Origin of the sequence: Pseudoduganella violaceinigra DSM 15887 (assembly GCF_000425385.1) — a bacterium.
Taxonomy (GTDB): domain Bacteria; phylum Pseudomonadota; class Gammaproteobacteria; order Burkholderiales; family Burkholderiaceae_D; genus Rugamonas; species Rugamonas violaceinigra.
The window spans coordinates 739,302-761,371 of the sequence record NZ_AUDI01000001.1 but is presented as its reverse complement, the minus strand read 5'-3'; the positions used below and the strand labels follow the sequence as shown (position 1 = coordinate 761,371).

The following is a 22,070-nucleotide window of genomic DNA, read 5'->3' as shown; positions in this document are numbered from 1 at the left end:
AATGAAATCCTCGACTTCCCGCATTGCCCAGTTCTGGGCGCTGACCAAGCCGCGCGTGACGCAGCTGGCCGTGTTCTGCGCCGTGATCGGCATGTTTCTCGCCTCGGACGGCGCGCCCAACTGGCGCGTGGTGGTCGCCGCCACCGCCGGCATCTGGCTGCTGTCGGGGGCCGCTTTCGCCGTCAACTGCCTGGCCGAGCGCGAAATCGACGCCCGCATGGCGCGCACCGCGCGCCGCCCGATGGCGATGGGCGACATCAGCGTCGGCGAGACGGTGGTGTTTGCCGCTGTCATCGGCGGCGCCGGCATGTGGATCCTGCACCAACTGGTCAATCCGCTGACCATGTGGCTGACCTTTGTCACCTTCGTCGGCTATGCCGTGATCTACACGATGATATTGAAACCGGCCACGCCGCAGAATATCGTGATCGGCGGCCTGTCGGGCGCCATGCCGCCGGCGCTGGGCTGGGCCGCCATCGCCAACGACGTGCCGATGCAGGCCTGGCTGCTGGTGCTGATCATCTTCGTCTGGACCCCGCCGCATTTCTGGGCGCTGGCGATGTACCGCAAGGCCGACTACGAGCGTTCAGGCCTGCCTATGCTGCCGGTCACCCACGGCATGGGCTTCACCGCCTTCCACATCTGGCTGTATTCGATCATCCTGGCCGCCACCACGCTGCTGCCTTTCGCCGTAAAAATGAGTGGCCTGATTTACCTGGCCAGTGCGCTCGCCTTGAATGCTGTCTTCCTGTACTACGGCTGGCGCATCTACAAGCATTACAGCGATATCGTCGCGCGCAAGGCCTTCACCTGGTCCATCATCTACCTGTCGCTGCTGTTCGCGGCGCTGCTGGTTGACCATTACTTCCGGTTCTGATCATCATGAAAAAACTGTTTACCGCGCTGTTCATGCTGCTGGCGCTCGTTGCCTGTGGCGAGAAACAGCTCAAGTTCGAAAACACCGATATCACGGGCATCGACTACGCGCAGGGCTTCGCGCTGAACGACCATAACGGCAAGCCGGTGACGCTGGCGTCCTACAAAGGCAAGGTGGTGGTGATGTTCTTCGGCTTCACCCATTGCCCGGACGTGTGCCCGACCACGATGGCCGAGATGTCCGCCGTGATGAAGGAGCTGGGCCCGGACGCGGACAAGGTGCAGGTGCTGTTCGCCACCCTGGACCCGCAGCGCGATACCAGGGAACTGCTGTCGCAGTACGTGCCGGGCTTCGACCCGCGCTTTGTGGGCCTGTATGGCACGCCGGAGCAGACCGACGCCACGGCCAAAGCGTTCAAGGTGTTCTACCGCAAGGTGCCGGGCAAGACGCCCGACAGCTACACCATCGACCACACGGCGGGCAGCTATGTGTTCGACAAGAACGGCCGGATCCGCCTGTTCCTGCGCCATGGCGGCGGCCCGACGCCGGTTGCGCACGACCTGAAGCTCCTCCTCGCCAGCTGATTCCTGATAAGCTAGGGCATGGAACAACGATTTCAGCCCTATAGCCGCCTGGCCGCCATTGTCTTTCTCGTCATCGGCTGCCTGTATGTCCTGCGTCCCTTCCTGGCCGGCATCCTGTTCGCCGCCGCCATCGCCATCTCCTCCTGGCCCTTGTACGAGCGCCTGCTGGCCCGCCTGAAAGACCGCCATACGCTGGCCGCGGCCGTGATGACGGTATCGCTCATCATGGTCATCCTGTTGCCGCTCTCGCTGGTCACCTGGAATATCGCCGACAGCGTAAGCAGCTATTACCACGCCGCGCGCCAGGCGCTCGACGCGGGTGGTTTCGCACCGCCGGCCTGGCTGCGCAAGCTGCCGCTGGTGGGCGAATCGGTCGATACCTACCTGCGCCAGGTACTCAGCAGCAAGGAAGAATTGGTGGCCCTGGCCAAGAAGTATATGGAGCCGGCCCGCAATATCCTGCTGAACAGCGGCATCGTGCTGGGCGCCGGCGTGGCGCAGGTCAGCCTGGCGGCCTTTGTCGCCTTCTTCCTGTACCGCGACGGCCATGCCATCGTGGCGGCGCTCAAGGTGGGCATGGACAAGATCATGGGCGAACATGCGGTGGACGTTTCCGAGACAGTCAGCCGCACCGTCACCGGCGTGATGTACGGCATGCTGGGCACCGCCCTGGCGCAGGCTGCGGTGGCTGCCGTGGGCTTCCTGATCGCCGGGGTGCCCGGCGTGGCCCTGCTGTCGGTGGCCACCTTCATCTTTTCCCTGGTTCCGGTGGGGCCGCCCCTGATCTGGGGCGGTGCGGCGATCTGGCTGTTCTCGCAAGGGATGACCGGCTGGGGCATCTTCATGCTCATCTACGGTGCCCTCGTCATCAGCGGCGTCGACAACGTGGTCAAGCCGATCCTGATCTCGCGCGGTTCCAGCCTGCCGTTCGCGCTGGTCCTGCTGGGGGTGATGGGCGGCGTGCTGGCTTTCGGCGTGGTCGGCCTGTTCATCGGCCCGACCCTGCTGGCCGTGGCGCAAGGCCTGCTCAGGAACTGGACAAAAGTCAGACCGATCGTGTAGCCGCGACACAGCTCGATACCGGCCCGCTTCAAACTGCTCACGCCGGCCTGATGGGGGCTTTGCGCGCGCCGGCCCTGGCCGGCGCCATCAATTAAGGCAATAGCATGGTGCGCGCCCGCTCGGGGCTGGTATGGCGTTCCATGATGGCCTTGAGGGTGCCGTCTTCGCGCATGGCGCGCAGCGCCTGCTCCAGCATGGCCGCCGCGGCACTGTCCACATGGCGCGAAATGACCAGGGAACCCTGCACCCTCTCGCGCGGCACCAGGTCCAGGACACGGAAGCGCCCCTGCAGGTTGCCGTCGCGCTGCAAGGCATCGACATTGCTGTCCAACTGGAGGATGGCTTGCACGCGACCATGCTGGAACAGGCGCAGCAAGCTGGCGTAATCGGGCGTCTCGTAGACGCGGCCCTGCTGGCGCAGCCGGTCGAGCCAGGCGTCGTAAGCGGCACCATGCTTGAAGCCCCGGATGACCGCCACCTTCAATTCGGGCCTGGCCAGGAACTGCTCCAGCGTCGTGGCCTGGCGCGCGGCTTCGTTGCGCAGCAGGAGCAGGTTGCGCGTCAGCAGATAGGGCGTGAAGCGCGCGAAGGCTTCGCGCTCGGGCGTGGCAATGCCGGACATGGTCATGTCCAGCGTGCCTTCCTTGAGCATGGTCCAGATGCGGATGCGCGAGTCGCGCGTCATGCGCAGATCGCAGCCGGTGCGGCGCGCCAGTTCGTCGACGATATCCTTGTCGACACCGGTCCACTGTTCGCCGTTGCGGTAGTACAGCGCGCCGTGCTCATACATGGCGACCGTGTAGGGGCCGCAGGATGCCGCCGCGGCGCCGCCCGCGGCAAGCGCCGTTGCAAGGGCTAGCAGGGGGCGGCGGAGCAGCATATCAATCCTGTTCGTCGGAGTCGGGCGGCAGGTTGCGCGGAATGACCTTAATCAACAGTATACGCGGGCCGTTCATCTTTTTCACGACCAGGTCGAAAGCGTCGAATTCGACGCGCTGGCCCTGTTTCGGGATGTCGCCCAGCTTCAGCATGATCAACCCGCCCACCGATTCCACTTCACCCAGGCCCATTTCCTCGTTTTCGATGTCGACGCCGAGGATGCGTTCCAGCGAGAAGATCGGCAGGCTGGCCTTGCCGATCAGCGAACCGTCCGGCTGCTTGAGCCAGTCGTTTTCATTGAGGCGGAATTCGTCGTGGATCTCGCCGACCATGGCGCCCAGCAGATTATCCAGGGTCAGGAAGCCGACCGGGCGCTTGCCTTTTTCGCCGATCAGGGCGAAGTGCGGGGCGCCATCCTTGAAGCGGCGGAACAGCTCCAGCGCCGGCGTGCGGGCGGAAATGGTCTCCACCGGGCGCAGGAAGCCGGCCAGGTTCTTCAGTTCCTTGCGCGACTGCAGCGCGAAGAACAGGTCTTTCAGGTGCACCACGCCCAGCACGGTATCGCCTTCTTCATCGAAGTAGGGATAGCGGCTGAAACGGTTGCGCACCACCGTATCCAGGTTGTCGTCCAGCGAGCGGTCGGCATGCAGCGCGATCACTTCATTGATCGGGCGCATCAGGTCGGCCACGCGCAGCTGCGAGAAGTCCAGCGAGTTGGCCAGGATGTTGCGTTCATCCTTGTTGAACGATTCACCCGGCTGGCTGGTGCGCAGGATCAGCTTCAGCTCATCGGTTGAATAGTGCGATTCGTGGCCGCCCGCATCGCCAAGGCCGGCCAGGCGCAGCACCGCGTTGGCGCTCTGGTTCAGCAGCCAGATGGCGGGGTACATGGTCCAGTAAAAGGCGTACAGCGGGATGGCGCTCCACAGTGCGACCGCTTCGGGAATGCGGATGGCAAGCGACTTCGGCGCCAGCTCGCCCACCACGATGTGCAGGAAGGAGATGGTGACGAAGGCGAACACGAAGGAAATGCCGTGCACGATTTCCGGCGAATGGATGCCGACGAAGGCCAGCAAAGGTTCCAGCAGGCGGGCAAAGGCGGGTTCGCCGATCCAGCCCAGGCCCAGCGAGGCGAGGGTGATGCCCAGCTGGCAGGCGGACAGGTAGGCGTCGAGCTGGCTGTGGACTTTGGCGAGGATGCGGCCGCGCAGGCCCTGGGTCTTGGCGATGGCGCGCACGCGGGTTTTGCGCAGGGTGACGATGCTGAATTCAGCGGCGACGTAGAAGCCGTTCAGTGCTACAAGGAAGAGTGCAAAGAGTACTAGTAAGAGGTTGTCCATATGCGCCCTAAGGCGGAAAGTCGAAAGTCGAAACCTCTATCTTATCCGACCCCGGCCCGGCTCGTGCTTTTTTGATCTCTTTGGCCCCGCACAATTCTTATTCGAACGATAAGAAGAATTGAATTTCGATAGAATTTCATTTTCGAAATATTGTCAATTAATGAGCAAGTGGCCAGTCTCAATCTGCGTTCGTCGGCCACGCTAGCCCGCTAGTCTTGCGGCGCGAGTCCACTGGCCTTGCATATGCCTATTTGGCGCAGGGCGAGTGCGGTATCGCCGGCGGCTTGTTCGCGCTGGATGGCGAGCAGGGCGCGTTGCGCCTGCAGCACCGGAAGCTGGTCGCTCATGCCGCGCCGCGCGCGAGCAGTGGCCAGTTCCAGCGTAGTGCGAGCGCTCGTCGCGCGTGCGAGCAGGGAATCGTGGCGCTGGCGTTCCGCGGCGTAGGCTGACAGCGCGTCGTCCATTTCATGCCAGGCTTTGACCACCGTTTTCTGGAAATGGATGGCCGCTTCCTGCTGCTCTAATTCGCGCAGTTCGACCGTTGCGCGGCGGCGACCATTGTCGAATATGGGCAGTTGCAGGCTGGGACCGACAGACCATTGGCGGCTGCCCCAGTCGCCGAACTTGGCGGCGTCCACCGATTCCAGGCCCAGCGACAGGCCGAGTGTGATGCGGGGATAGAGGTCTGCCACAGCAACGCCGATGCGGGCTGTTGCCGCTTGTAGCCGCGCTTCGGCAGCTTGGATGTCGGGGCGGTGCCGCATCACCTCTCCCGGTATTCCCAGGGCGAGATCCGGTCCGCGCGCTGCGGATGGCGCGCTGCCATCTGCGGCAAGCCTGGGCTGCAGCGCGCCAGGCGGCTGTGCGAGCAACATGGTCAGCCGGTTGATTGCCGCCGCCTCGAATTCGAGCTGCGCGGGCAGGCGTCCTTGCAGTTCGGCCAAGGCTGACTGCTGCTGTTCCACTTCCAGGCTGCTGGCCAAGCCACCGCGCTGGCGTGCGGATGCCAGCGCCGCCATCTCATTTGCGGCATCCATCTCTTGAAGCAGCAGCTTTTGCTGTTGCTGCGCTGATCGCATTTCATAGTAATTGCGCGCCACTTCCAGTTGCACTGCCAACTGAACGTCGCGTAAGACCGAGCTGGCCTCCGCCATGCCGGCATCTGCCGCTTCCACGTTGCGCCGCACGCGGCCCCACAAGTCCAGTTCCCAGCTGGCGTCGAAGCCGGCCTGGTATAGCGAGAAAGGATCGCTCAATTTTTCAATCAAGGCATCGCGGTTGGGCGGTGCGATTGCATCGACCATGCGCGTTGCCGCACCGGATTCGGATTGCCGCTGCCTGTTTGCCCCGGCATGGGTTGTGAGCTGCGGCCCTTGTCCGCTCGCCGCCACGTTGCGTGCCATCCTGCTCTGCGCGAACCGCAGTGTCGCTGAACGTACATCGAAGTTGGCCGCCAGCGCCTGGCGCTGCAGGTCATGCAATACGGGATCGTCAAAGCGAGCGAACGATTGAGCCGTTCCGGTAGCCAGCCCGGTCTCGCGCAATGCCGGCGCGCCGCCATGCCAGTCGGCGTAGCTTGCGGGCGCTTGCACTTCCGGTTCGTGAAAGTCCGGGCCCACGGCGCATGCCGTGAGCAACAAGGAAATCAGGGACATGGGGAGCGATTTCATGACGTTTCCAATTCAGGCAAGGCGATGTCGGAACAGCCAAGCCGCCAGCGGCAGTGTGACCAGAGCGATCAGCAGCAGGGGTACCATGTTCGGCCAGAGCGTGCCAAGGCCGACGCCTTCGAGGTAGATGCGCTGCACCATATCGATCGCAAAGCGCAGGGGATTGGCCATGGTCAGTACCTGTAGCATCTCAGGCATATTGCGAACCGGTGTAGTGAGGCCGGACAGCAGCATCATCGGCATCACCAGTACGAAGGTGTACAGCATGGCCTGCTGCATATTCAGCGATACGGCGGAAATCGATAGTCCGATGCCGACGCTGGCCACCGTGAACAGCGTCAGTGCGGCGTAAATGGAGAGCAGCGATCCCGCCATCGGTACGCCGAACCAGAGGCGCGTCACCAGCAGGATAATCGTTGACTGCATCAGCCCGATCATGATGGGCGGCAGTGCCTTGCCGATCATGATGTCGACCGGCGTCAACGGGGTGACCAGCAGCTGGTCGAATGTCCCTTGCTCGCGCTCGCGCGCCACGGAAAGTGCGGTGAGCAGCAATGTTTGCAGCATGCTGAGCGCGGCGATCATGCCTGGCATCAGGTACCAGCGCGTTTCAAGGTTCGGGTTGAACCAGGCGCGCGATTCGATGCGCAGCGCAGGCGCGGAACCGCCGTGCCGTTGGCGCCATTGCCGGTTGAAGTCAGCCACCACCGCGCCGACGTAAGCTGCGGCCGATCCCGCAGTGTTCGAATTGCGCCCATCGAGCACCACTTGCAGCGGTGCCGAATCGCCGGCATACAGGCGGCGTTCGAAATCTGCCGGGATGCTGATTGCCAGCAGGGCTTTTTCACCGTCAATGGCTTCACGCAGCGCTTCCTGTGTTTCCACGGTGAGCTCGCGGCGGAAAGTGCCGCTTGCATCGAGCTTGGCGAGCAGTTCGGCGGAGGCGGCGCTGTGGCTGGCGTCATTGAGCGCGTATGGAACATAGGTCAGGTCATAGGTCGCCGCGTAGCCGAACAGCAGGCTTTGCACCATGGCCGGTACCACCAGGATAAAGCGGCTTTTCGGGTCCTTAAGCACGGCCAGGAATTCCTTGCGTACCATGACGGCGATGCGGCGGAAGAATTCGATCATGTCGGCCTCAATCGAGCTGTTTGCGGGTGACGGCGCGCGCAACGCCAAGCAATAGCACGGCATAGGCAGCCAGGATGGCACAGTTGCGCAGGATCAGCGGCCAGACATTCCCGGCCAGGAACAGGGTCTTCACCAGTTCCATGAAATAGGTGGCGGGGAGGATGCGGCCGACCACCTGCACCGCCAGCGGTACATTGCGCAGGTCGAACAGGAAGCCGGACAGCATCAGCGAAGGCATGAAGCTGCTGACAAGCGCGAGCTGGCTGGCGAGGAATTGGTTCTTGGTGGCGGATGAAATCAACAGGCCCATGCCAACGGCCACCAGCAGGTAAAGCATGGAGGCGAAAACGATCACCAGCAGTGATCCCTGCATCGGCACCTTGAACAGGAAGCGCGCCGCGGCCAGGCAGAGGAGCAGGCCCGCCATGCCGACGCAGAAATAGGGGATGACCTTGGCCAGCAGAATTTCGACCGGCCGCACCGGCGTGACGAACAGCGCTTCCAGCGTGCCGCGCTCCCATTCGCGCGCCATCACCAGCGCGGTGAGGAAGGCCCCCACCAGGGTCATGATCAGAACGATCAGGCCTGGCACCAGGTACCAGGTGCTGGTGTTGGCGCTGTTGAACCACATGCGCTGTTCGATGCGCACCGCGCCGTTGGCCGGGATGGCCTCGGGCAGGGCCGCGCTTCCCGTGCGCTCGGCGCGGCGGGTGTTCCATTGCTGCAGGGCGCCGTTGGCGTAATTCAGGATAATGCCGGCGCGATTTGCTTCCGCGCCATGAACGACAATCTGGATGGTCGCGCCGCCTGCGGCAAGGTCGCGCCCGAATGTGGACGGAATGCGCACGATGGCGTCGACACGGCGGTCCCGCATCAATTCCTCGGCGTCGTGCATTGAAGCGACGGGAACGGGGGCGAAGGAGGGCGACAGGCTGAACCCGGCGACCGCGTCTTGCGCGATTGGCGAGCTGTCTTCCATGACGATGGCAAGCGGCGCATTCCTGACATCGAGCGACAAGCCGTAGCCGAAGATCAGGATCAAAACGATAGGCAGGGCGATGCCGATAGCCAGGTTCGATGCGTCGCGCAGCAGTTGGCGGAATTCCTTGCGCACCAGGGCCGCCAGGCGTGTGCGGAAGCCGCTGCTCATGGCGCGCCTCCATTGCGGTTTTTTTCGACGATGGCGATGAAGGCGTCTTCCATATTGGCGGCACCGCCGCCTTGCTTGCGTACCTCGGGCGGCGTGCCGATGGCGAGCACTTTGCCGGCATCCTGGATGACGATGCGGTCGCAGTATTCCGCTTCTTCCATGAAGTGGGTGGTCACCACGACGGTGACGCCTTGCTCGGACAAGGCCGTGATGCGGCGCCAGAATTCGCGGCGCGCCAGCGGGTCCGCTCCGCTGGTGGGTTCATCGAGGAACAGTACTTCCGGCTCATGCAGCAGGCTGGCGGCCATGGCCAGGCGCTGCCTGAAACCGCCCGGCAGCTGGCCGCTCGGCATATCCTCCTGCCCGCGCAGCTGGAATTCTTCCAGCAGCTGGCCGGTACGCGCTTTCAGCCGCTTGCCCCATAGGCCGTAAGCGCCGCCGAAAAAGTCGAGGTTTTCCGCGACGGTGAGGTTGCCGTACAGGGCGAATTTCTGCGACACGTAGCCGACCTTGGCGCGCGCCTGCGCCCGGGCGGTGCGCAGGTTGACCCCTGCCACCTGCAGGAAACCCGAACTGGCTGGAAGAAGGCCGCACAGCATGCGGAAGGTTGTGGTTTTTCCTGCGCCATTTGGGCCCAGTAGTCCGAAAATCTCTCCCCGCGCAACGCTGAAGCTGGTGTTCGCAACTGCCGTGAAGTCGCCGAACTTGCGCACCAGGTCGCGTACCTCGATCATCGGGCCGCCGCCGGCCACTTTGTGATTTGCCGCATTGGGCAAGGCGGCGTGCGATTGCGCGGCCTGGGCTCCGGGGCCGCCGCGCAGCAGCATCATGAAGCCGTCCTCCAGGCGCGCCGGGATGCGCGTGGCAGGCATTCCATCCAGCAGTTGCATCATCGCCTCGTCGGGGCTATCCGAGCGCCGGATGAAGCGTACCTGCCCGCCCTTCGGCACGGCGTCGACCACCAGCTTGCGCGCATCGAGCAGGCGTGCCTGCAGGGCGCGCGCCGATTCACCTTCACGCGGCTCCGCGGTGAAGCAAAGCCCATCGGCCTTCGCGCGCAGCGAGTCGGGTGCGCCCGAAGCGAGCAACCGCCCCTCGTGCATGACGAATACTTGCCGGCAGCGCTCTGCCTCGTCCATGTAGGAAGTGCTGAGCAGCACCGACAGGCGCTCCTCGTCGACCAGTTGCTGCACGATTTGCCACAGCTCGCGCCGCGACAGCGGGTCGACACCGACGGTGGGTTCATCGAGCAGCAAGAGCTCGGGCGAGCGGACCAAAGTGCAGGCCAGCCCGAGCTTCTGTTTCATCCCGCCCGACAGCTTGCCTGCCGGACGGCTGGTGAAGCGCGCGAGGTCCGTCATATGCAGCAGGCGCGCAAACCGTTCGCGCCGTTGGCCCATCGGCACGCCGTGCAGGTCGGCGTACAAGTCCATGTTCTCCTGCACACTCAGGTCTTCATACAAGCCGAAGCGCTGCGGCATGTAGCTGATGCGGTCCTGCACCGCCTGCGGCCGCGCCGCGACGTCGATGCCCAGCACCGACAGGCTGCCCGAAGTCGGCGCCAGCAGGCCCGCCGCCATGCGCAGCAAGGTGGTCTTGCCCGCACCGTCCGGCCCGACCAGGGCCGTCAGGGAACCTGCGGCCACCTCCAGCGTCACGTCGCGTACCGCCAGCGCCGCTTTTGCGCCTTTGACGTCGAATTGGCGGGACAGGCTGCGCGCGCTGATGACCAATGCGTTCATGCCTACTGCCCGAGTGCGATCCGTACGGTGGCCGGCATCCCCATGCGTAGCACGTCGGCCTTGTCCTCTGCCAGCACGCGCACCTCATACACCAGGGCCGTGCGCAATTCCTCCGTCTGCACGGTCTTCGGCGTGAATTCGGCAACCGAGGAAATATAGCCAACCTCGCCAGCGAGTGTCTTGCCCGGCAGGCTGTCGATCGTGATGCTGGCGGCGATGCCTGGCTTGATGCGGCCAAGGTCGGCTTCGCGCACATAGGTGCGCACCCATTTCGGATCAGTGATGGCCAAGGTGTAGACCGGCCGCTGCGGCGAGGCCATATCGCCCGCTTCCATCAGGCGTGCGCGCACCACGGCGTTGACTGGCGCCTTCAGCGAGGACTCGTCGAGCTGGTGCTTGAGCAATGCGATGGCCGCGTTGGCGGCATCGAGTTGGGCCTGGGCTTGCGCGATATCCTCGCGCCGCGGGCCATGCAGTGCCAATTCCTGCCCCTGGCGCGCCTGTTCCAGTGCGGCTTGGGTTGCCCTGGCATGGGCGCGGGCGGTGTCGGCGTCCTGCTGGCTCACGGCGCGGCCGTTGCTGTCCTGCTGCACCGCCTGGATGCGCTCCAGCTGCTGGCGCGCGAGGTCGGCATCGGCCTGCGCCGCCGCCGTGCGGGCGCGCGACTGCGCCAGTTCCTCCGGACGTGTGCCGGCCTTGAGCCGTGCCAGGGCTTGCCGCTGGACTCCCGCCAGCGCCTCCGCTTCGGTCAGGCGCAGGTGCAGGGCGCGCGTATCGAGTTGCGCCAGGACCTCGCCGGCCTTCACTTTCTGGCCTTCCTCAGCCAGCACCCGCGCCACCCGTTCGCTGGCAGGGAAGGCCAGCGCCACCTGGCGCAAGTCGACATTCCCGAACAGGAGCAGCGCCTTGTCGCTGGCGATGGGGCGGTTCCAGTACCAGATGCCGGCGGCGCTGGCCGCGGCAGCCACGATGGCAATTCCAACAAGCTTCCTGTTCATCGCAAGACCTCCTGCGGAAATTCTACATCAAATTCAAATTTGAATTTTAATTTATATTCGACGTACAATGCCAGCCATGCAAAACAAGACTGCTCCCCGTGCCGGCCGCCAGGACGGCGACGCTACCCGCCAACACCTGCTGGAGGTGGCGGGGCAGGTGTTTGCGGAACGCGGCTTCGCCGACGCCACCAGCAAGGAAATCTGCGCCCGCGCCGGCACCAATATCGCTGCCGTCAATTATCACTTCGGCAGCCGCGGCGCCCTATACGAGGCCGTGCTGGTGGAAGCGCATCACCATTTGCTGAAGCTTGAGGACATGCAGGACATCGTGGCGCGCGATCTGGCGCCGCGCGAGAAGCTGCGCGTGATCTTGCGCGGCATTGTGCTGCGCGCCACCGGACCCCAAGCGCATTGGGGCGCGCGCGTGGTGATCCGCGAACTGATGTCGCCCACCGAGCATGCGCCCGCGCTGGTGCACAAGGCGATTGCGCCCAAGGCCCTGCTCATGCTCGGGCTGGTGTGCGAGATCCTGGGCTTGCCGCCCGCCACGCCCGGCCTGCAGCGCGCGCTATTTCTGCTGATGTCGCCCTGCCTGGCGCTGCTCGTCGCGCCGCGCGAAATGCGCGCCAACCTGTTCCCGGCCTTGTCCGGCGATGCCGAAGCGCTGCTGGACGATATGATGACCTATGCCGGCGCCGGCCTGGATGCTATCGCGGCGAAGTATTCAGCATCGCCTCGACCACCGGGTGCCTGATCTTGCGTTCGCTCGAAATAGCGTAGAACTGTTCGCGCAGTTCGGGCGCGCTGCCGACCAGGTGCGCGTCGAACTGCTCGTACATATCGGCGGCCAGTGCCGCCGGCGCAAAGAACAGGCCCATGCCGCTGCGGCCGAAGGTGTTCAGCATGGCGTTGTCCTCGAATTCCCCCATGACATCGGGCCGCACGCCTTGCTGCAATAGCCAGGCATCGATGCGGCCGCGCAGGGCGTTGTTGCGGGTCGGTAGCAGCAGGGGCGCGCCGTTCAGGCTGTGCGGGAAGTCGCGGCTGTACTTGCGCGCCAGAGAGCGCGTGCCATACAGCTGCATTTCGCTTTCTCCCACCAGGTGACTGAACACCTTCAGCGTGGCGCTGGCGCGCACCGGCCGATCGGTCAACACCACATCCAGCTTGTGTAAGGCCAGGTCGGCCAGCAGCGATTCGAATTCATCTTCCATACATACCAGGCGGACTTGCTGCTCCAGCGATAGCGCCGCTTGCAGCAAACGGGTGGCGATCAGCTTTGGCATGGAGTCGGAAATGCCGACCGAAAGGCGGATCCGGCCCGCATCGACTTCCTCCAGCGCTTCCTGCATGCGGTCGCCCAACTGGAAAATCTGCTCGGCGTATGTCATTGCCACGCGGCCGGCCTCGGTCGGCACCAGGCGGCGTCCCTGCTGGGTCAACAGGGCCTTGCCCACCTGCTGTTCCAGCGCCGAGATCTGCGTGCTGATGGTCTGGATCGCCAACCCCAGGCGCTCGGCGGCGCGCGTCACGCTGCCCTCGGTGGCCACGACGCGGAAGAAGTACAGGTGACGGAAATTCAGGCCGGCGGTTTTCATTGGTTCGGTTTTTTCGAAGTAATGCTTCGATTATCTTCTATTTTTCAATTTGCGTGCAGCCCCTACACTGGCCGCACTGATTAACAAGAAAGAGGATAGAAGCTATGAAGTACTTCAGGATTTCATTCCTGGTCTCCGCCATCTGCCTGGCAGTCGCCGGCTGGTGGGGCTACCAGCACACTGGATGGAGCGGCGCCTTGTCCGCGCTGTGGATCGCGCTGATCCTGGGCGTGATGGAAGTCTCGCTTTCCTTCGACAACGCGGTGGTCAACGCCTCCGTGCTGAAGAACTGGAACCCGTTCTGGCAAAAGCTGTTCCTGGGCCTGGGCATCATCGTCGCGGTGTTCGGCATGCGTCTGGTGTTCCCGCTGGTGATTGTGGCGGTGGCCGCTGACCTCAGCATGCCGCAGGTATGGAACCTGGCGCTGAACGATCCGAACGCGTTTTCCATGCACCTGACTAACCACCACGCGGAAGTGGCGGCCTTCGGCGGTATGTTCCTGCTGATGGTGTTCCTGAACTTCCTGCTGGACCATGAAAAAGAGCTGCACTGGCTGGGCAATGTGGAACGCAAGCTGGGCGCGCTGGGCAAGGTGTCTTCGATCGCCATCATGATTTCGATCGGCGTGCTGCTGGGCAGCCTGTCCATTGTCGATCCTGCGCAGAAGCTGGTGGTGCTGGTGTCCGGTTTGTGGGGCTTGCTGGTCTACGTTGGCGTGGATGCGCTGTCGAACTGGCTGGAAAAGGAAGAAGAAGGCGGCATCAATGCCGGCACGCTGGTCAAGACCGGCGGTATCGGCGGCTTCCTGTACCTGGAAGTGCTGGATGCTTCGTTCAGCTTCGATGGCGTGATCGGCGCGTTCGCCATCACCAGCGACGTCGTGATCATCATGCTTGGCCTGGCCATCGGCGCGATGTTCGTGCGTTCGCTGACGGTCTACCTGGTGCACAAGGGCACGCTGCAGGAGTACGTGTTCCTGGAACACGGCGCGCACTACGCGATCGGCATTCTGGCTGTGATCATGTTGGCCAGCATGAAGTTCCACATCCCGGAAGTGGTGACCGGCCTGGTTGGCGTGGCCTTCATCGTCGCCTCGCTGTGGTCCTCGATCCGCCACAAGAACAAGGAATTGGCCCTGCAAGGGGCGTAAGGAAAACGCGGCGTGCGTCCGACACCGCCACGCCGCGACTGCAAGGTGTCTTGAAACATACACACATTTAGGAGTAGTAAATCATGGCAATCAGTCTGCAAAAAGGCGGTAACGTCAACCTGAGTAAAGAAGCCCCCGGCCTGTCGAAACTGACGGTAGGCTTGGGCTGGGATGTACGCCAGACCGACGGTTCGGCATTCGATATCGACGGTTCGGCCTTCCTGCTGAAGGTCGACGGCAAAGTGCGCAATGACCTGGACTTCGTGTTCTATAACAACCTGAAGTCGACCGACGGCGCCGTGGCGCACAGTGGCGACAACCGCACCGGCGTCGGTGAAGGCGACGACGAAACCGTCAACATCGACCTGGGCCGCGTGCCGGCCGAAGTTGACCGCATCGCGATCTGCGTGACCATCCACGAGGCCGATGCGCGGCGCCAGAACTTCGGCCAGGTACAGCGCGCATTCGTGCGTTGCGTGAACGGCGCCAATAACGGTGAGATCGCCCGCTTCGACCTGTCGGAAGACGGTTCGACCGAGACCTCGCTGGTGTTCGGCGAAGTCTATCGCAACAACGGCGACTGGAAGTTCAAGGCCGTCGGCCAGGGTTACAAAGGTGGCCTGGGCGCCCTGGCTTCGTCCTTCGGCGTGAGCGTATGACCGTTTTCACGGTGACCGGGGACGTTGACCCCTTCCTGCATGTATCGATGCGGCGCGGCGACAAGATCTATTGCGAATCGAATGCGATGGTGATGATGGAGGCCGCGCTGGAGCTGAAGGGCAGGATGAACGGTGGCCTGGGACGCGCGCTGATGCGCACCCTGGCCAACGGCGAGTCCTTCTTTCAGCAGCATATCGAGGCAACCAGCGGCGATGGCGATTGCCTGCTCTCGCCGACGCTGCCGGGCGCGATGCAGGTGCTCGATGTCGGTGAGCGCCAGTACCTGATCAGCGACGGCGCCTTCGTGGCGGCCACCGGCGGCGTCGACCTGCGCGTGCGGACCCAGAACATCGGCAATGCGCTGTTCGGCCAGACGGGCGGCTTCTTCATCACGGAGAGCGCCGGCAGCGGCCAGCTGGTGGTGTCGGGCTTCGGCTCGATGTCGCAAATCGAGGTCGAACCGGGCCGCGACGTCACCATCGACAACGCCCACGTGGTGGCCTGGGACAGCTCCCTGCGCTACGAGCTGGCGGTGGCGACCCGTTCCAGCGGGGGGCTGCTGGGCAGTCTGGTCAACAGCGTCACCAGCGGTGAAGGTGTGGTGCTGCGTTTTTCGGGCAAAGGCAAGGTGCTGGTCTGCTCGCGCAACCGGGATGCCTTCGTCAGCTGGATGATGAGCCACAAATCGAATTAAGGAGAGAGTAATGCCAATCAATTTACAAAAGGGCCAGAAAATTTCGCTGGACAAGGAAGCCGGCGTGGCCCTGCAGCAGGTCACCATGGGCCTGGGCTGGGATGCTGTGCGCAGCAAGGGCTTCTTCGGCTTTGGCGGTTCCAGCGCCGAGATCGACCTGGACGCTTCCTGCGTGCTGTTCGATGAAGGCGGCCGGGCGCTGGACGTGGTCTGGTTCCGCCAGCTGAAAAGCCGCGACGGCAGCGTCCAGCATACCGGCGACAACCGCACCGGTGCCGGCGATGGCGACGACGAACAGATCCGCGTTGCGCTGGGCCAGGTCCCGGCCCAGGTGCGCAGCATCGTGTTCACGGTGAACAGCTTTACCGGCCAGAGTTTCACCCAGGTGGAAAACGCCTACTGCCGCCTGCTCAACGCGGCCGACGGGCGCGAAGTGGCGCGCTTCAATCTGTCGGTGCAGGGTTCGCACTCGGCGCAGATCATGGCCAAGCTGTACCGCCATAACGGCGAGTGGAAGATGCACGCGATTGGCGAGAACGGCAACGGGCGCACTTTCGACGACCTGATGCCGCAGATCGCTTCCCACCTCTGATGCGCCGCGGCGCCCGATAATTTATCTCCGTTGACGCCCCATGGCGTCCTTCCTTGCGGTGGCCTGGCAACAGGCCACCGTTTTTTTTGCTAGAGCAGGTGGACTGCGGCGTTGTACAGGGCGTGCACCAGGATCGGCGCCAGCAGGGATTTGCTGCGTTCGGCCGCGTAGGCGGTGCACAGTCCGACCACGAAGACCGGCGCCATCGCCAGCGGGGGATGAATGACCGCAAACAGCGCGGCGCTGGAGAGCATCGCCGGCAGCAAGGGCAGCGACCTGCGCAGGCCGCCGAACATCAGGCCGCGGAAGATGAACTCTTCGAAGACCGGCGAGGCAAGGATGGCTAGCGCCGCGACCCACAGCCACGAGGCTGGGTGCGGCGAGTCCTGGATCAGGTTGGCGCGGCCCGGGAAAGCCCCCCACAGTATGCTGGTGGCCACTGCGGGCAGCGCCATCAGCAAGCCCCAGCCGACGGCGCTGCGCCAGGCCGCGCACCAGGGCCCTTGCCAAAGGCGCGGCACGCCGCTGGTGCCGAAGCGACGGTACAGCAGCAGCGTCAGCCCGTACACCAGGGCGCCGGGGACAATGGCGACCACAGTTTGCTGCAGCAATGAGGCGGGTGTGCCGGGCCGCTGCAGCGCAAATCCGAGCAGCAGTTGCAGCAGGAAGATCGCGACGGCCGCCAAGAAGCCGTCCGAAGCGGATACCCGCGGCGGAGGGACGGCGGAAGGATCGAGCAGGTAAGGCAGGGAATCGCGCGCGCGCTGCCATAGCGACAGGGCCAGGGAAACCAGCAGCACGATCGCGGCCAGCCGCAAATGCCATGTGCGCGTGCTCAGCGCGTAGGTGTACAAGGTGGTCAGCATCAGGTAGGCGAAGGCGAGGGTGGGGCGCATGCGGGCATGCGTCTGCTGCGCCAGCGGATCGCAGGCCCAGATTCCGAGCGATACGGCGATGACGGCGAAAATCGGCAGGCCAGCCATGACCAGCAGCAGCTGCGAGAGCATGCGGCCGTTGAACGGCAAGCCGAAACATACACCGAAGGCGAATATCGCCAGCGGGTAGAGCATGGCCAGCAGCGACCAGAGCTGCGCTTTTTCGGCCAGCATGGCGGCGAGAGATTGCGGGTAGGTGTACAGCAGCCACAGGGCCTGGCCTTCGCTATGAATGGTCTGGAAGGCGGACAGCATCAGCACATACGCGCCCAGGCCAAAGGCGACGGAGGAGAACAAGGCCGCATTGCCGACGAATTCGGTGATCGTATTGACTTTGCTGTCCAGTACCAGCTGGCAGCCGACGATGATCAAGGGAAGCAGCAGGCTTTGCACCAGGAAGTTGCGGTCCCTGCTCAACAGGCGCAAATCGCGCCGCTGCAGGGGCGTTCCGGGCACCCAGCCGGCGAATATCTGGCGCGCTGGAGCTGCGCGCCGGGTCTCGCGGCTGCCCGAGACGACCACGCCGCCGGCCAGAAGTGCCTGCAGCAGGCGCAGGCCGAGCCACAGCAGGAGCGCGGTTTGCGCCGCCAGCAGTGCGCCCAAGCCAAGGGCCTGCACAGTATGGCGCGCGTTGAGCGCCTGCAGGGCCAGGCCGGGCGGCGTCCATAAAGTCCAAGCCGGAAAGTGCGAGGCCCAGGCCAGGGTCAGCGTGGAGGTCGGCATGGCAAGTGACATGGCAAGGTACATCAACGGCATGCTGGCGATGGAAGCCAGTGCCTGCAGGTTGCGCAGCTGGGACGGGGCGAGCCGCAGCCGCAGGCCGGTATCGGCCACGGTGCGCAGGGTGGCGGCGCAGGCAAGCAACAACAAGGTGCATGCGGCGGCCAGCAGCGGCGCGCTCCAGCGGTGGCCGGAATGCCAGGCCACGGCTAGGCACATCGGCCACAAAGCGAGGATGCCGGAAGGGTTGGCCAGTGTGCGCTCCGCGATGCGCGCCAGCAGCAAGGTGCGGCGCCGCAGCGGCAGCGTGACTAGCCATTCCAGGTCCCAGTCCGGCTGCGCCAGCTCACTGCTGCCCAGCGGCAGCAGGATGGCGATGGCGAACAGCAGGACGGCCTGCATGGCGGCAGCCTGCATCAGGACGGGATGAAAGGGGGCAGCCTGCAGCTCCACGCGCGCCCGGGACATCGCGGCGCGCGGCGCCCGGTCCGAGTCGGCGGCCGTGCATTGGCTGCCGGTGGGCAGGCGGCATTGCATGTTCAGCAGCGAGGTGCTGGCCGTATTCAGGAAGGCGAACAGCATGAAGGCGGTCAGTGTCCCGCTTAACAGCCAGCGCGCCTTCTTCTTGCCCGGGGTGGCGGCGCGCCCGGCGCCGGGCCGCACCCTGCGCAGCGGCAGGCCGCCGGCGATATTCAGAAGACGCAGCAGCCGCAGACGTGCAATCAGCCAGAATGCACGGTGCGCGCCGGGCAGCTCCATTATGCCGCCAGGCTGTCTTCGTTCGTGAGCCGGAGGAACAGCTCTTCCAGGGTGCTGTTTTCGCTGCCTGCGCTGCGCAATTCCGCCAGGGTGCCGATGGCGGCCAGGGCGCCGTGGTTGATGATGCCGACCCGGTGGCACATGCGCTGGGCCATGTCGAGCAGATGGGTGGAAACGAAGATGGTCTTGCCGGCCGCCGCGCTGGCGACTAGGCGGTCCTGCACTTCGCGTGCCGCGCGCGGATCGAGTCCGTTGATCGGCTCGTCCAGGATCAGGACCGGCGGATCGTGGGCCAGGGCGCAGGCCAGGCCCAGCTTCTTCTTCATGCCCATCGAATAATTGACGGCGAATTCCTCGCCCACCTCCTGCAGCCCGAATTCCTGCAGCAGCTGAGTAGCCCGTTCGGCGGCCGTCTTGCGCGGCATGCCGTGCATCTCCGTCACGAACTGCAGGATTTCGCGTCCGCGCAGGAAGTCGTAAAACACCGGGTTGTCGGGCAGGTAGCCGACATGGCGCTTCACCTGCGCCGCATCGGCCTGGCAATCGAGGCCGTCGACCAGCACGCGGCCGGCGCTGGGCACCAGGATGCCCATCATCATGCGAATGGTGGTGGTCTTGCCCGCGCCGTTCGGTCCAAGGAAGCCAAACACTTCGCCCTGCCGCACCGTCAGCGTCAGCGGCTGCACGGCGGGAAACGCGCCATAGTGCTTGGCCAGTCCCTGGAATTCGATCATGGTCGCAGGCTCATGCCGATACGTTCGGTGCGCGGGGCCCAGTTGCCCAGAATGTCGGCGGAAACCAGCACGCGTTCGGCGCGGCCGATCAGCAGCTTGCGCGGCACGAAGCCGATGTAGCGCGAGTCGGCGCTGTTGTTGCGGTTATCTCCCAGCATCAGGAAGCTGCCGGCGGGCACGGTGACGGGGCCGAAGTCGCGTTTCGCTTCCACTTGCGGCAGCACCTGGATGCTGTAGCTGGCGCTGGCGTTGTGCTCCTGCAGGCGCAGTGCCTGCAGGTCGCCGACCTGTTCGATATGTTCGACCGCGTTGCCCAGCACGGCGTACTCGGAAGCCTTGCCGTTGATGATCAGGTGCTCATCGCGGATTTCGACCCGGTCGCCCGGCAGCGCCGCGACGCGCTTGATCAGGCGCGTGCCATCCTTGGGCGAGAAGAAGGTGACCACGTCGCCGCGCTGCGGCTCGCCCAGGTGGCTGAGGGAGATGTCGGTCAGGGGCAGCTTCAGGTCGTAGGCCAGGCGGTTGACGAACACCACGTCGCCTTCCAGCAGGTTGGGATGCATGGAGGCCGAAGGAATCGGGTTCCAGTCGGCGATGGCGGTGCGGAAGACGCCCAGCGTCAGCAGGAAGACGATGAAGCCCTTGTTTTCACGGATGAGTTTTTTCACGACCGGAGTCTCCGAATGGTTCAGGAAACAGCATCATCTTAGCAAAGCCTTAAACCCCGCTTAGACCGAAGGCCGCCAGCATCTGGCGCTGGCCCTTGGGCGCGACTTGCAGCGCGCGGCTGTCGAGGTCCTGCTCGACCCAGCCGCGCTTGAGCGCCAGCTGCAGCAGGGCCGCCCCCAGCGCGCCGCCCAGGTGCGGCTTGCGCTCGCTCCAATCCAGGCAAGGACAGGCGAAGCGGCGGCGCAGCTTGCGCAATGCCTGCAAGTCCAGTCCCAGTTGCGCAAATTGCTGCTCGCCCGACGCACTCAAATCGTAGCCGTCGCCGGCTTGCGCCAGCCAGCCTTGCGCCGCGAAGTGGTCGTGCAGCTTGACCGCGACGCTGCCCGCCATATGATCGTAGCAGGTCCGGGCATGGCGCAGGCGGTCGGGCGTACTGGGCTTGAATTCCGGGCGTGGCAAGCCTGCAACGACCAGCAGCGCCTCCAGCGCGCCGGCGACTTCCCGGCTGGCCAACTGGTAATAGCGGTGCTTGCCTTGCGCAAGCTGCACCAGCAGCTGTTCATCCTTCAGCCGCGCCAGGTGGGCGCTGGCGGTGGAAGGACTCACTTCGGCCACCACCGACAGTTCGGTGGCGGTGCGGGCGTGGCCGTCCAGCAGTGAGCAGAGTATGCGTGCGCGGGCGGGTTCGGCGATGGCGCCGGCGATGTTGGCGAGCCTGGAATCCATAGTTCGATGCGGGGCGAATTGTCGTTGTACTTTTTTCAGCATACTGCAATTCCCTGAACGTTGCCGGAGGAATGAGATGCAGGATTTGGAATGGGATGCCGGGCGCGGCGTGTGGCTGGCCGCCGGTGCCGCGCTGGTGGAGGAAGTGCTTGGCCACCCCGCGTTGCGGGTGCGTCCGCCGGCCGAACCGGTGCCGGCCGCCATTGCCGGCGGCAGCGCGGGCGAGGTATTCGGCGCGCTGGTGCGGATGAACGATGGCGAGCGCCATGCCGCGCTGAAGCTGGCGCTGCAGCGCGCCTTGGCGGCTGCGGCGGCGGACGGCCTGGCGCGGGAACGCGCCCTCAGCGTGGCGCAAGGCTTGCTGGCCGCCGGCCGGCCGCTCGGCGCCTGGGCCTTCGATGCGCCGGTCAGCACCGTCGCCAGCCTGCTGGGCTTTGCCGATGCGCAGCTGCCGGCCGTGGCGCGCTGGATGGGCGATTTCGTGGCCTGCTTGTCGCCGCTGAGCAGCGCGGAGCAGATCGGGCTGGCGCATGCCGCCTCCCTGCGGTTGCTGGCCGCCATGCGCGAGCTGCTGCAGGCGGCGCCGGAAGGCACGCTGGCCGCCGCCGTGGCATGTGAAGCCGCCGCCGCCGGCTGGCGCAGTGACCATGCCATCCTCGCCAACCTGGTGGGACTGCTCTCGCAAACCTATGAAGCCACGGCGGGACTGGTGGGCAACAGCCTGGTCGCGCTGCAGCGCGGCGCCAGCGGCGCAGACCCCGGCGCCCTGGTGGCGCAAGTGATGCAGGACGACCCACCCATCGTCAACACGCGCCGCTTCGCCGCCGAACGCTGCACGGTCGGCGGCGTGACAGTCGAACAGGGGCAGGCGATACTGGTCATGATCGGCGACGCAGGGCACGGCTTCGGCCATGGCGGGCACGCTTGTCCCGGCCGGCAGCTGGCCCTGCACGTCGCCGCCGGATGTATCGAAGCGCTGCGCGGCAAGCCGCTGCCGCAGCTGACATGGACCTACCGCGCATCGCTGAATGCGCGCATACCGGAGTTCAAGCAATGATTGCCGTGATTTTCGAAGTAACGCCCGCCGAAGGCTGCAAGGATGCCTACCTGGATATCGCCGCCAGGCTGCGGCCGACACTGGAGCAGATCGACGGTTTCATCAGCGTCGAACGCTTCCAGAGCCTGAGCAACCCGGGCAAGATGCTGTCGCTGTCGTTCTTCCGCGATGAAGAAGCGGTGCTGGAATGGCGCCGGGTGGAAGCCCATCGCTCCGCCCAGCAGGCGGGGCGCGAGCGCCTGTTCGCCGATTACCGACTGCGCATTGCCAGCGTGGTGCGCGACTACGGCCTGAACGAACGCGCGCAGGCTCCGGCCGACAGCCGCGAGCGGCACGGCTGAT

22 protein-coding genes are annotated in these 22,070 nt (G+C 64.7%); 10 read left to right on the top strand and 12 right to left on the bottom strand.

The annotated features are described in order from the left end of the window. The first annotated feature begins 1 nt into the window (after position 1). The 3 genes from cyoE to H597_RS0103505 are packed head-to-tail and all read left to right on the top strand — an operon-like array spanning position 2 to position 2,523. On the top strand, positions 2 to 877 hold the full coding sequence (gene cyoE / locus H597_RS0103515; protein WP_028100918.1) for a heme o synthase: 876 nt from the start codon (positions 2 to 4) through the stop codon (positions 875 to 877). 5 nt (positions 878 to 882) lie between these two features. After that, on the top strand, positions 883 to 1,461 hold the full coding sequence (locus H597_RS0103510) for an SCO family protein (RefSeq protein ID WP_028100917.1): 579 nt from the start codon (positions 883 to 885) through the stop codon (positions 1,459 to 1,461). Positions 1,462 to 1,479: 18 nt separating this feature from the next. Then, positions 1,480 to 2,523 carry an AI-2E family transporter gene (locus H597_RS0103505; RefSeq protein WP_028100916.1) on the top strand — a complete coding sequence of 348 codons (1,044 nt, stop codon included), beginning with the start codon at positions 1,480 to 1,482 and terminating at the stop codon, positions 2,521 to 2,523. A gap of 91 nt (positions 2,524 to 2,614) precedes the next feature. On the opposite strand, the gene H597_RS0103500 is transcribed toward H597_RS0103505, so the two are convergent. The 7 genes from H597_RS0103500 to H597_RS0103470 form a co-directional block, all read right to left on the bottom strand. Next, a complete protein-coding gene (locus tag H597_RS0103500; protein ID WP_051293491.1) occupies positions 2,615 to 3,403 on the bottom strand; it encodes a substrate-binding periplasmic protein in 789 nt (262 codons plus the stop codon). Position 3,404: 1 nt separating this feature from the next. After that, a complete protein-coding gene (locus H597_RS0103495) occupies positions 3,405 to 4,742 on the bottom strand; it encodes a hemolysin family protein (RefSeq protein WP_028100914.1) in 1,338 nt (445 codons plus the stop codon). Between the two features lie 209 nt (positions 4,743 to 4,951). After that, positions 4,952 to 6,412, bottom strand: coding sequence for an efflux transporter outer membrane subunit (locus H597_RS0103490; RefSeq protein WP_028100913.1), 1,461 nt, complete (start codon positions 6,410 to 6,412; stop codon positions 4,952 to 4,954). A gap of 12 nt (positions 6,413 to 6,424) precedes the next feature. Next, positions 6,425 to 7,543 (bottom strand): ABC transporter permease, encoded by a 1,119-nt coding sequence (locus H597_RS0103485; protein WP_028100912.1) that lies wholly within the window; start codon positions 7,541 to 7,543, stop codon positions 6,425 to 6,427. A gap of 7 nt (positions 7,544 to 7,550) precedes the next feature. Then, on the bottom strand, positions 7,551 to 8,693 hold the full coding sequence (locus H597_RS0103480) for an ABC transporter permease (RefSeq protein ID WP_028100911.1): 1,143 nt from the start codon (positions 8,691 to 8,693) through the stop codon (positions 7,551 to 7,553). Then, entirely contained in the window at positions 8,690 to 10,435 is a 1,746-nt protein-coding gene (locus H597_RS0103475) for an ATP-binding cassette domain-containing protein (RefSeq protein WP_028100910.1), read from the bottom strand. The genes H597_RS0103480 and H597_RS0103475 overlap by 4 nt, the downstream gene beginning before the upstream one ends. A gap of 2 nt (positions 10,436 to 10,437) precedes the next feature. Then, positions 10,438 to 11,433, bottom strand: a complete 996-nt coding sequence (locus H597_RS0103470; protein ID WP_028100909.1) for an HlyD family secretion protein — start codon at positions 11,431 to 11,433, stop codon at positions 10,438 to 10,440. A 76-nt stretch (positions 11,434 to 11,509) separates the two neighbouring features. On the opposite strand from H597_RS0103470, the gene H597_RS0103465 reads away from it, so the two are divergent. After that, entirely contained in the window at positions 11,510 to 12,187 is a 678-nt protein-coding gene (locus H597_RS0103465) for a TetR/AcrR family transcriptional regulator (protein WP_028100908.1), read from the top strand. Here H597_RS0103465 and nhaR read toward each other — a convergent pair. After that, a complete protein-coding gene (gene nhaR, locus H597_RS0103460; protein ID WP_028100907.1) occupies positions 12,141 to 13,031 on the bottom strand; it encodes a transcriptional activator NhaR in 891 nt (296 codons plus the stop codon). The two genes, H597_RS0103465 and nhaR, sit on opposite strands and share 47 nt — an antisense overlap. A 104-nt stretch (positions 13,032 to 13,135) precedes the next feature. Between nhaR and H597_RS0103455 the strand changes: the two genes are divergently transcribed. The 4 genes from H597_RS0103455 to H597_RS0103440 all read left to right on the top strand — a co-directional run bounded on the left by H597_RS0103455 (position 13,136) and on the right by H597_RS0103440 (position 16,128). Next, positions 13,136 to 14,182, top strand: a complete 1,047-nt coding sequence (locus tag H597_RS0103455) for a DUF475 domain-containing protein (RefSeq protein WP_028100906.1) — start codon at positions 13,136 to 13,138, stop codon at positions 14,180 to 14,182. Between the two features lie 83 nt (positions 14,183 to 14,265). Further along, a complete protein-coding gene (locus H597_RS0103450; RefSeq protein ID WP_028100905.1) occupies positions 14,266 to 14,841 on the top strand; it encodes a TerD family protein in 576 nt (191 codons plus the stop codon). Further along, positions 14,838 to 15,536: a TIGR00266 family protein gene (locus H597_RS0103445; protein WP_028100904.1), complete on the top strand. Its 699-nt coding sequence runs from the start codon at positions 14,838 to 14,840 to the stop codon at positions 15,534 to 15,536. Before H597_RS0103450 ends, H597_RS0103445 begins: the two co-directional genes overlap by 4 nt. Positions 15,537 to 15,546: 10 nt before the next feature. After that, the gene (locus H597_RS0103440) at positions 15,547 to 16,128 is read left to right on the top strand and encodes a TerD family protein (RefSeq protein ID WP_028100903.1); all 582 of its coding nucleotides are present in this window, start codon (positions 15,547 to 15,549) and stop codon (positions 16,126 to 16,128) included. Between the two features lie 89 nt (positions 16,129 to 16,217). On the opposite strand, the gene H597_RS0103435 is transcribed toward H597_RS0103440, so the two are convergent. From H597_RS0103435 to H597_RS0103420, 4 genes are read right to left on the bottom strand one after another with little or no spacing between them, the layout of a single operon-like run. After that, positions 16,218 to 18,542 carry a CPBP family intramembrane glutamic endopeptidase gene (locus tag H597_RS0103435; protein WP_035372918.1) on the bottom strand — a complete coding sequence of 775 codons (2,325 nt, stop codon included), beginning with the start codon at positions 18,540 to 18,542 and terminating at the stop codon, positions 16,218 to 16,220. Then, positions 18,542 to 19,276, bottom strand: coding sequence for an ABC transporter ATP-binding protein (locus H597_RS0103430; RefSeq protein ID WP_028100901.1), 735 nt, complete (start codon positions 19,274 to 19,276; stop codon positions 18,542 to 18,544). The genes H597_RS0103435 and H597_RS0103430 overlap by 1 nt, the downstream gene beginning before the upstream one ends. Next, positions 19,273 to 19,944, bottom strand: a complete 672-nt coding sequence (gene lepB, locus H597_RS0103425; protein ID WP_028100900.1) for a signal peptidase I — start codon at positions 19,942 to 19,944, stop codon at positions 19,273 to 19,275. Before lepB ends, H597_RS0103430 begins: the two co-directional genes overlap by 4 nt. A gap of 49 nt (positions 19,945 to 19,993) precedes the next feature. After that, on the bottom strand, positions 19,994 to 20,671 hold the full coding sequence (locus H597_RS0103420) for an ArsR/SmtB family transcription factor (protein ID WP_028100899.1): 678 nt from the start codon (positions 20,669 to 20,671) through the stop codon (positions 19,994 to 19,996). Between the two features lie 76 nt (positions 20,672 to 20,747). Between H597_RS0103420 and H597_RS29565 the strand changes: the two genes are divergently transcribed. Beyond that, positions 20,748 to 21,728: a cytochrome P450 family protein gene (locus H597_RS29565; RefSeq protein ID WP_051293488.1), complete on the top strand. Its 981-nt coding sequence runs from the start codon at positions 20,748 to 20,750 to the stop codon at positions 21,726 to 21,728. Continuing rightward, the gene (locus H597_RS0103410; RefSeq protein WP_028100898.1) at positions 21,725 to 22,069 is read left to right on the top strand and encodes an antibiotic biosynthesis monooxygenase family protein; all 345 of its coding nucleotides are present in this window, start codon (positions 21,725 to 21,727) and stop codon (positions 22,067 to 22,069) included. The genes H597_RS29565 and H597_RS0103410 overlap by 4 nt, the downstream gene beginning before the upstream one ends. Position 22,070: the final 1 nt, after the last annotated feature.

What these genes read in the sequence shown, in the direction of transcription:
- cyoE (WP_028100918.1), top strand. Translation starts at nt 2, where the DNA reads ATGAAATCCTCGACTTCCCGCATTGCCCAGTTCTGGGCGCTGACCAAG.
- H597_RS0103510 (WP_028100917.1), top strand. Translation starts at nt 883, where the DNA reads ATGAAAAAACTGTTTACCGCGCTGTTCATGCTGCTGGCGCTCGTTGCC.
- H597_RS0103505 (WP_028100916.1), top strand. Translation starts at nt 1,480, where the DNA reads ATGGAACAACGATTTCAGCCCTATAGCCGCCTGGCCGCCATTGTCTTT.
- H597_RS0103500 (WP_051293491.1), bottom strand. Translation starts at nt 3,403, where the DNA reads ATGCTGCTCCGCCGCCCCCTGCTAGCCCTTGCAACGGCGCTTGCCGCG.
- H597_RS0103495 (WP_028100914.1), bottom strand. Translation starts at nt 4,742, where the DNA reads ATGGACAACCTCTTACTAGTACTCTTTGCACTCTTCCTTGTAGCACTG.
- H597_RS0103490 (WP_028100913.1), bottom strand. Translation starts at nt 6,412, where the DNA reads ATGAAATCGCTCCCCATGTCCCTGATTTCCTTGTTGCTCACGGCATGC.
- H597_RS0103485 (WP_028100912.1), bottom strand. Translation starts at nt 7,543, where the DNA reads ATGATCGAATTCTTCCGCCGCATCGCCGTCATGGTACGCAAGGAATTC.
- H597_RS0103480 (WP_028100911.1), bottom strand. Translation starts at nt 8,693, where the DNA reads ATGAGCAGCGGCTTCCGCACACGCCTGGCGGCCCTGGTGCGCAAGGAA.
- H597_RS0103475 (WP_028100910.1), bottom strand. Translation starts at nt 10,435, where the DNA reads ATGAACGCATTGGTCATCAGCGCGCGCAGCCTGTCCCGCCAATTCGAC.
- H597_RS0103470 (WP_028100909.1), bottom strand. Translation starts at nt 11,433, where the DNA reads ATGAACAGGAAGCTTGTTGGAATTGCCATCGTGGCTGCCGCGGCCAGC.
- H597_RS0103465 (WP_028100908.1), top strand. Translation starts at nt 11,510, where the DNA reads ATGCAAAACAAGACTGCTCCCCGTGCCGGCCGCCAGGACGGCGACGCT.
- nhaR (WP_028100907.1), bottom strand. Translation starts at nt 13,031, where the DNA reads ATGAAAACCGCCGGCCTGAATTTCCGTCACCTGTACTTCTTCCGCGTC.
- H597_RS0103455 (WP_028100906.1), top strand. Translation starts at nt 13,136, where the DNA reads ATGAAGTACTTCAGGATTTCATTCCTGGTCTCCGCCATCTGCCTGGCA.
- H597_RS0103450 (WP_028100905.1), top strand. Translation starts at nt 14,266, where the DNA reads ATGGCAATCAGTCTGCAAAAAGGCGGTAACGTCAACCTGAGTAAAGAA.
- H597_RS0103445 (WP_028100904.1), top strand. Translation starts at nt 14,838, where the DNA reads ATGACCGTTTTCACGGTGACCGGGGACGTTGACCCCTTCCTGCATGTA.
- H597_RS0103440 (WP_028100903.1), top strand. Translation starts at nt 15,547, where the DNA reads ATGCCAATCAATTTACAAAAGGGCCAGAAAATTTCGCTGGACAAGGAA.
- H597_RS0103435 (WP_035372918.1), bottom strand. Translation starts at nt 18,542, where the DNA reads ATGGAGCTGCCCGGCGCGCACCGTGCATTCTGGCTGATTGCACGTCTG.
- H597_RS0103430 (WP_028100901.1), bottom strand. Translation starts at nt 19,276, where the DNA reads ATGATCGAATTCCAGGGACTGGCCAAGCACTATGGCGCGTTTCCCGCC.
- H597_RS0103420 (WP_028100899.1), bottom strand. Translation starts at nt 20,671, where the DNA reads ATGGATTCCAGGCTCGCCAACATCGCCGGCGCCATCGCCGAACCCGCC.
- H597_RS29565 (WP_051293488.1), top strand. Translation starts at nt 20,748, where the DNA reads ATGCAGGATTTGGAATGGGATGCCGGGCGCGGCGTGTGGCTGGCCGCC.
- H597_RS0103410 (WP_028100898.1), top strand. Translation starts at nt 21,725, where the DNA reads ATGATTGCCGTGATTTTCGAAGTAACGCCCGCCGAAGGCTGCAAGGAT.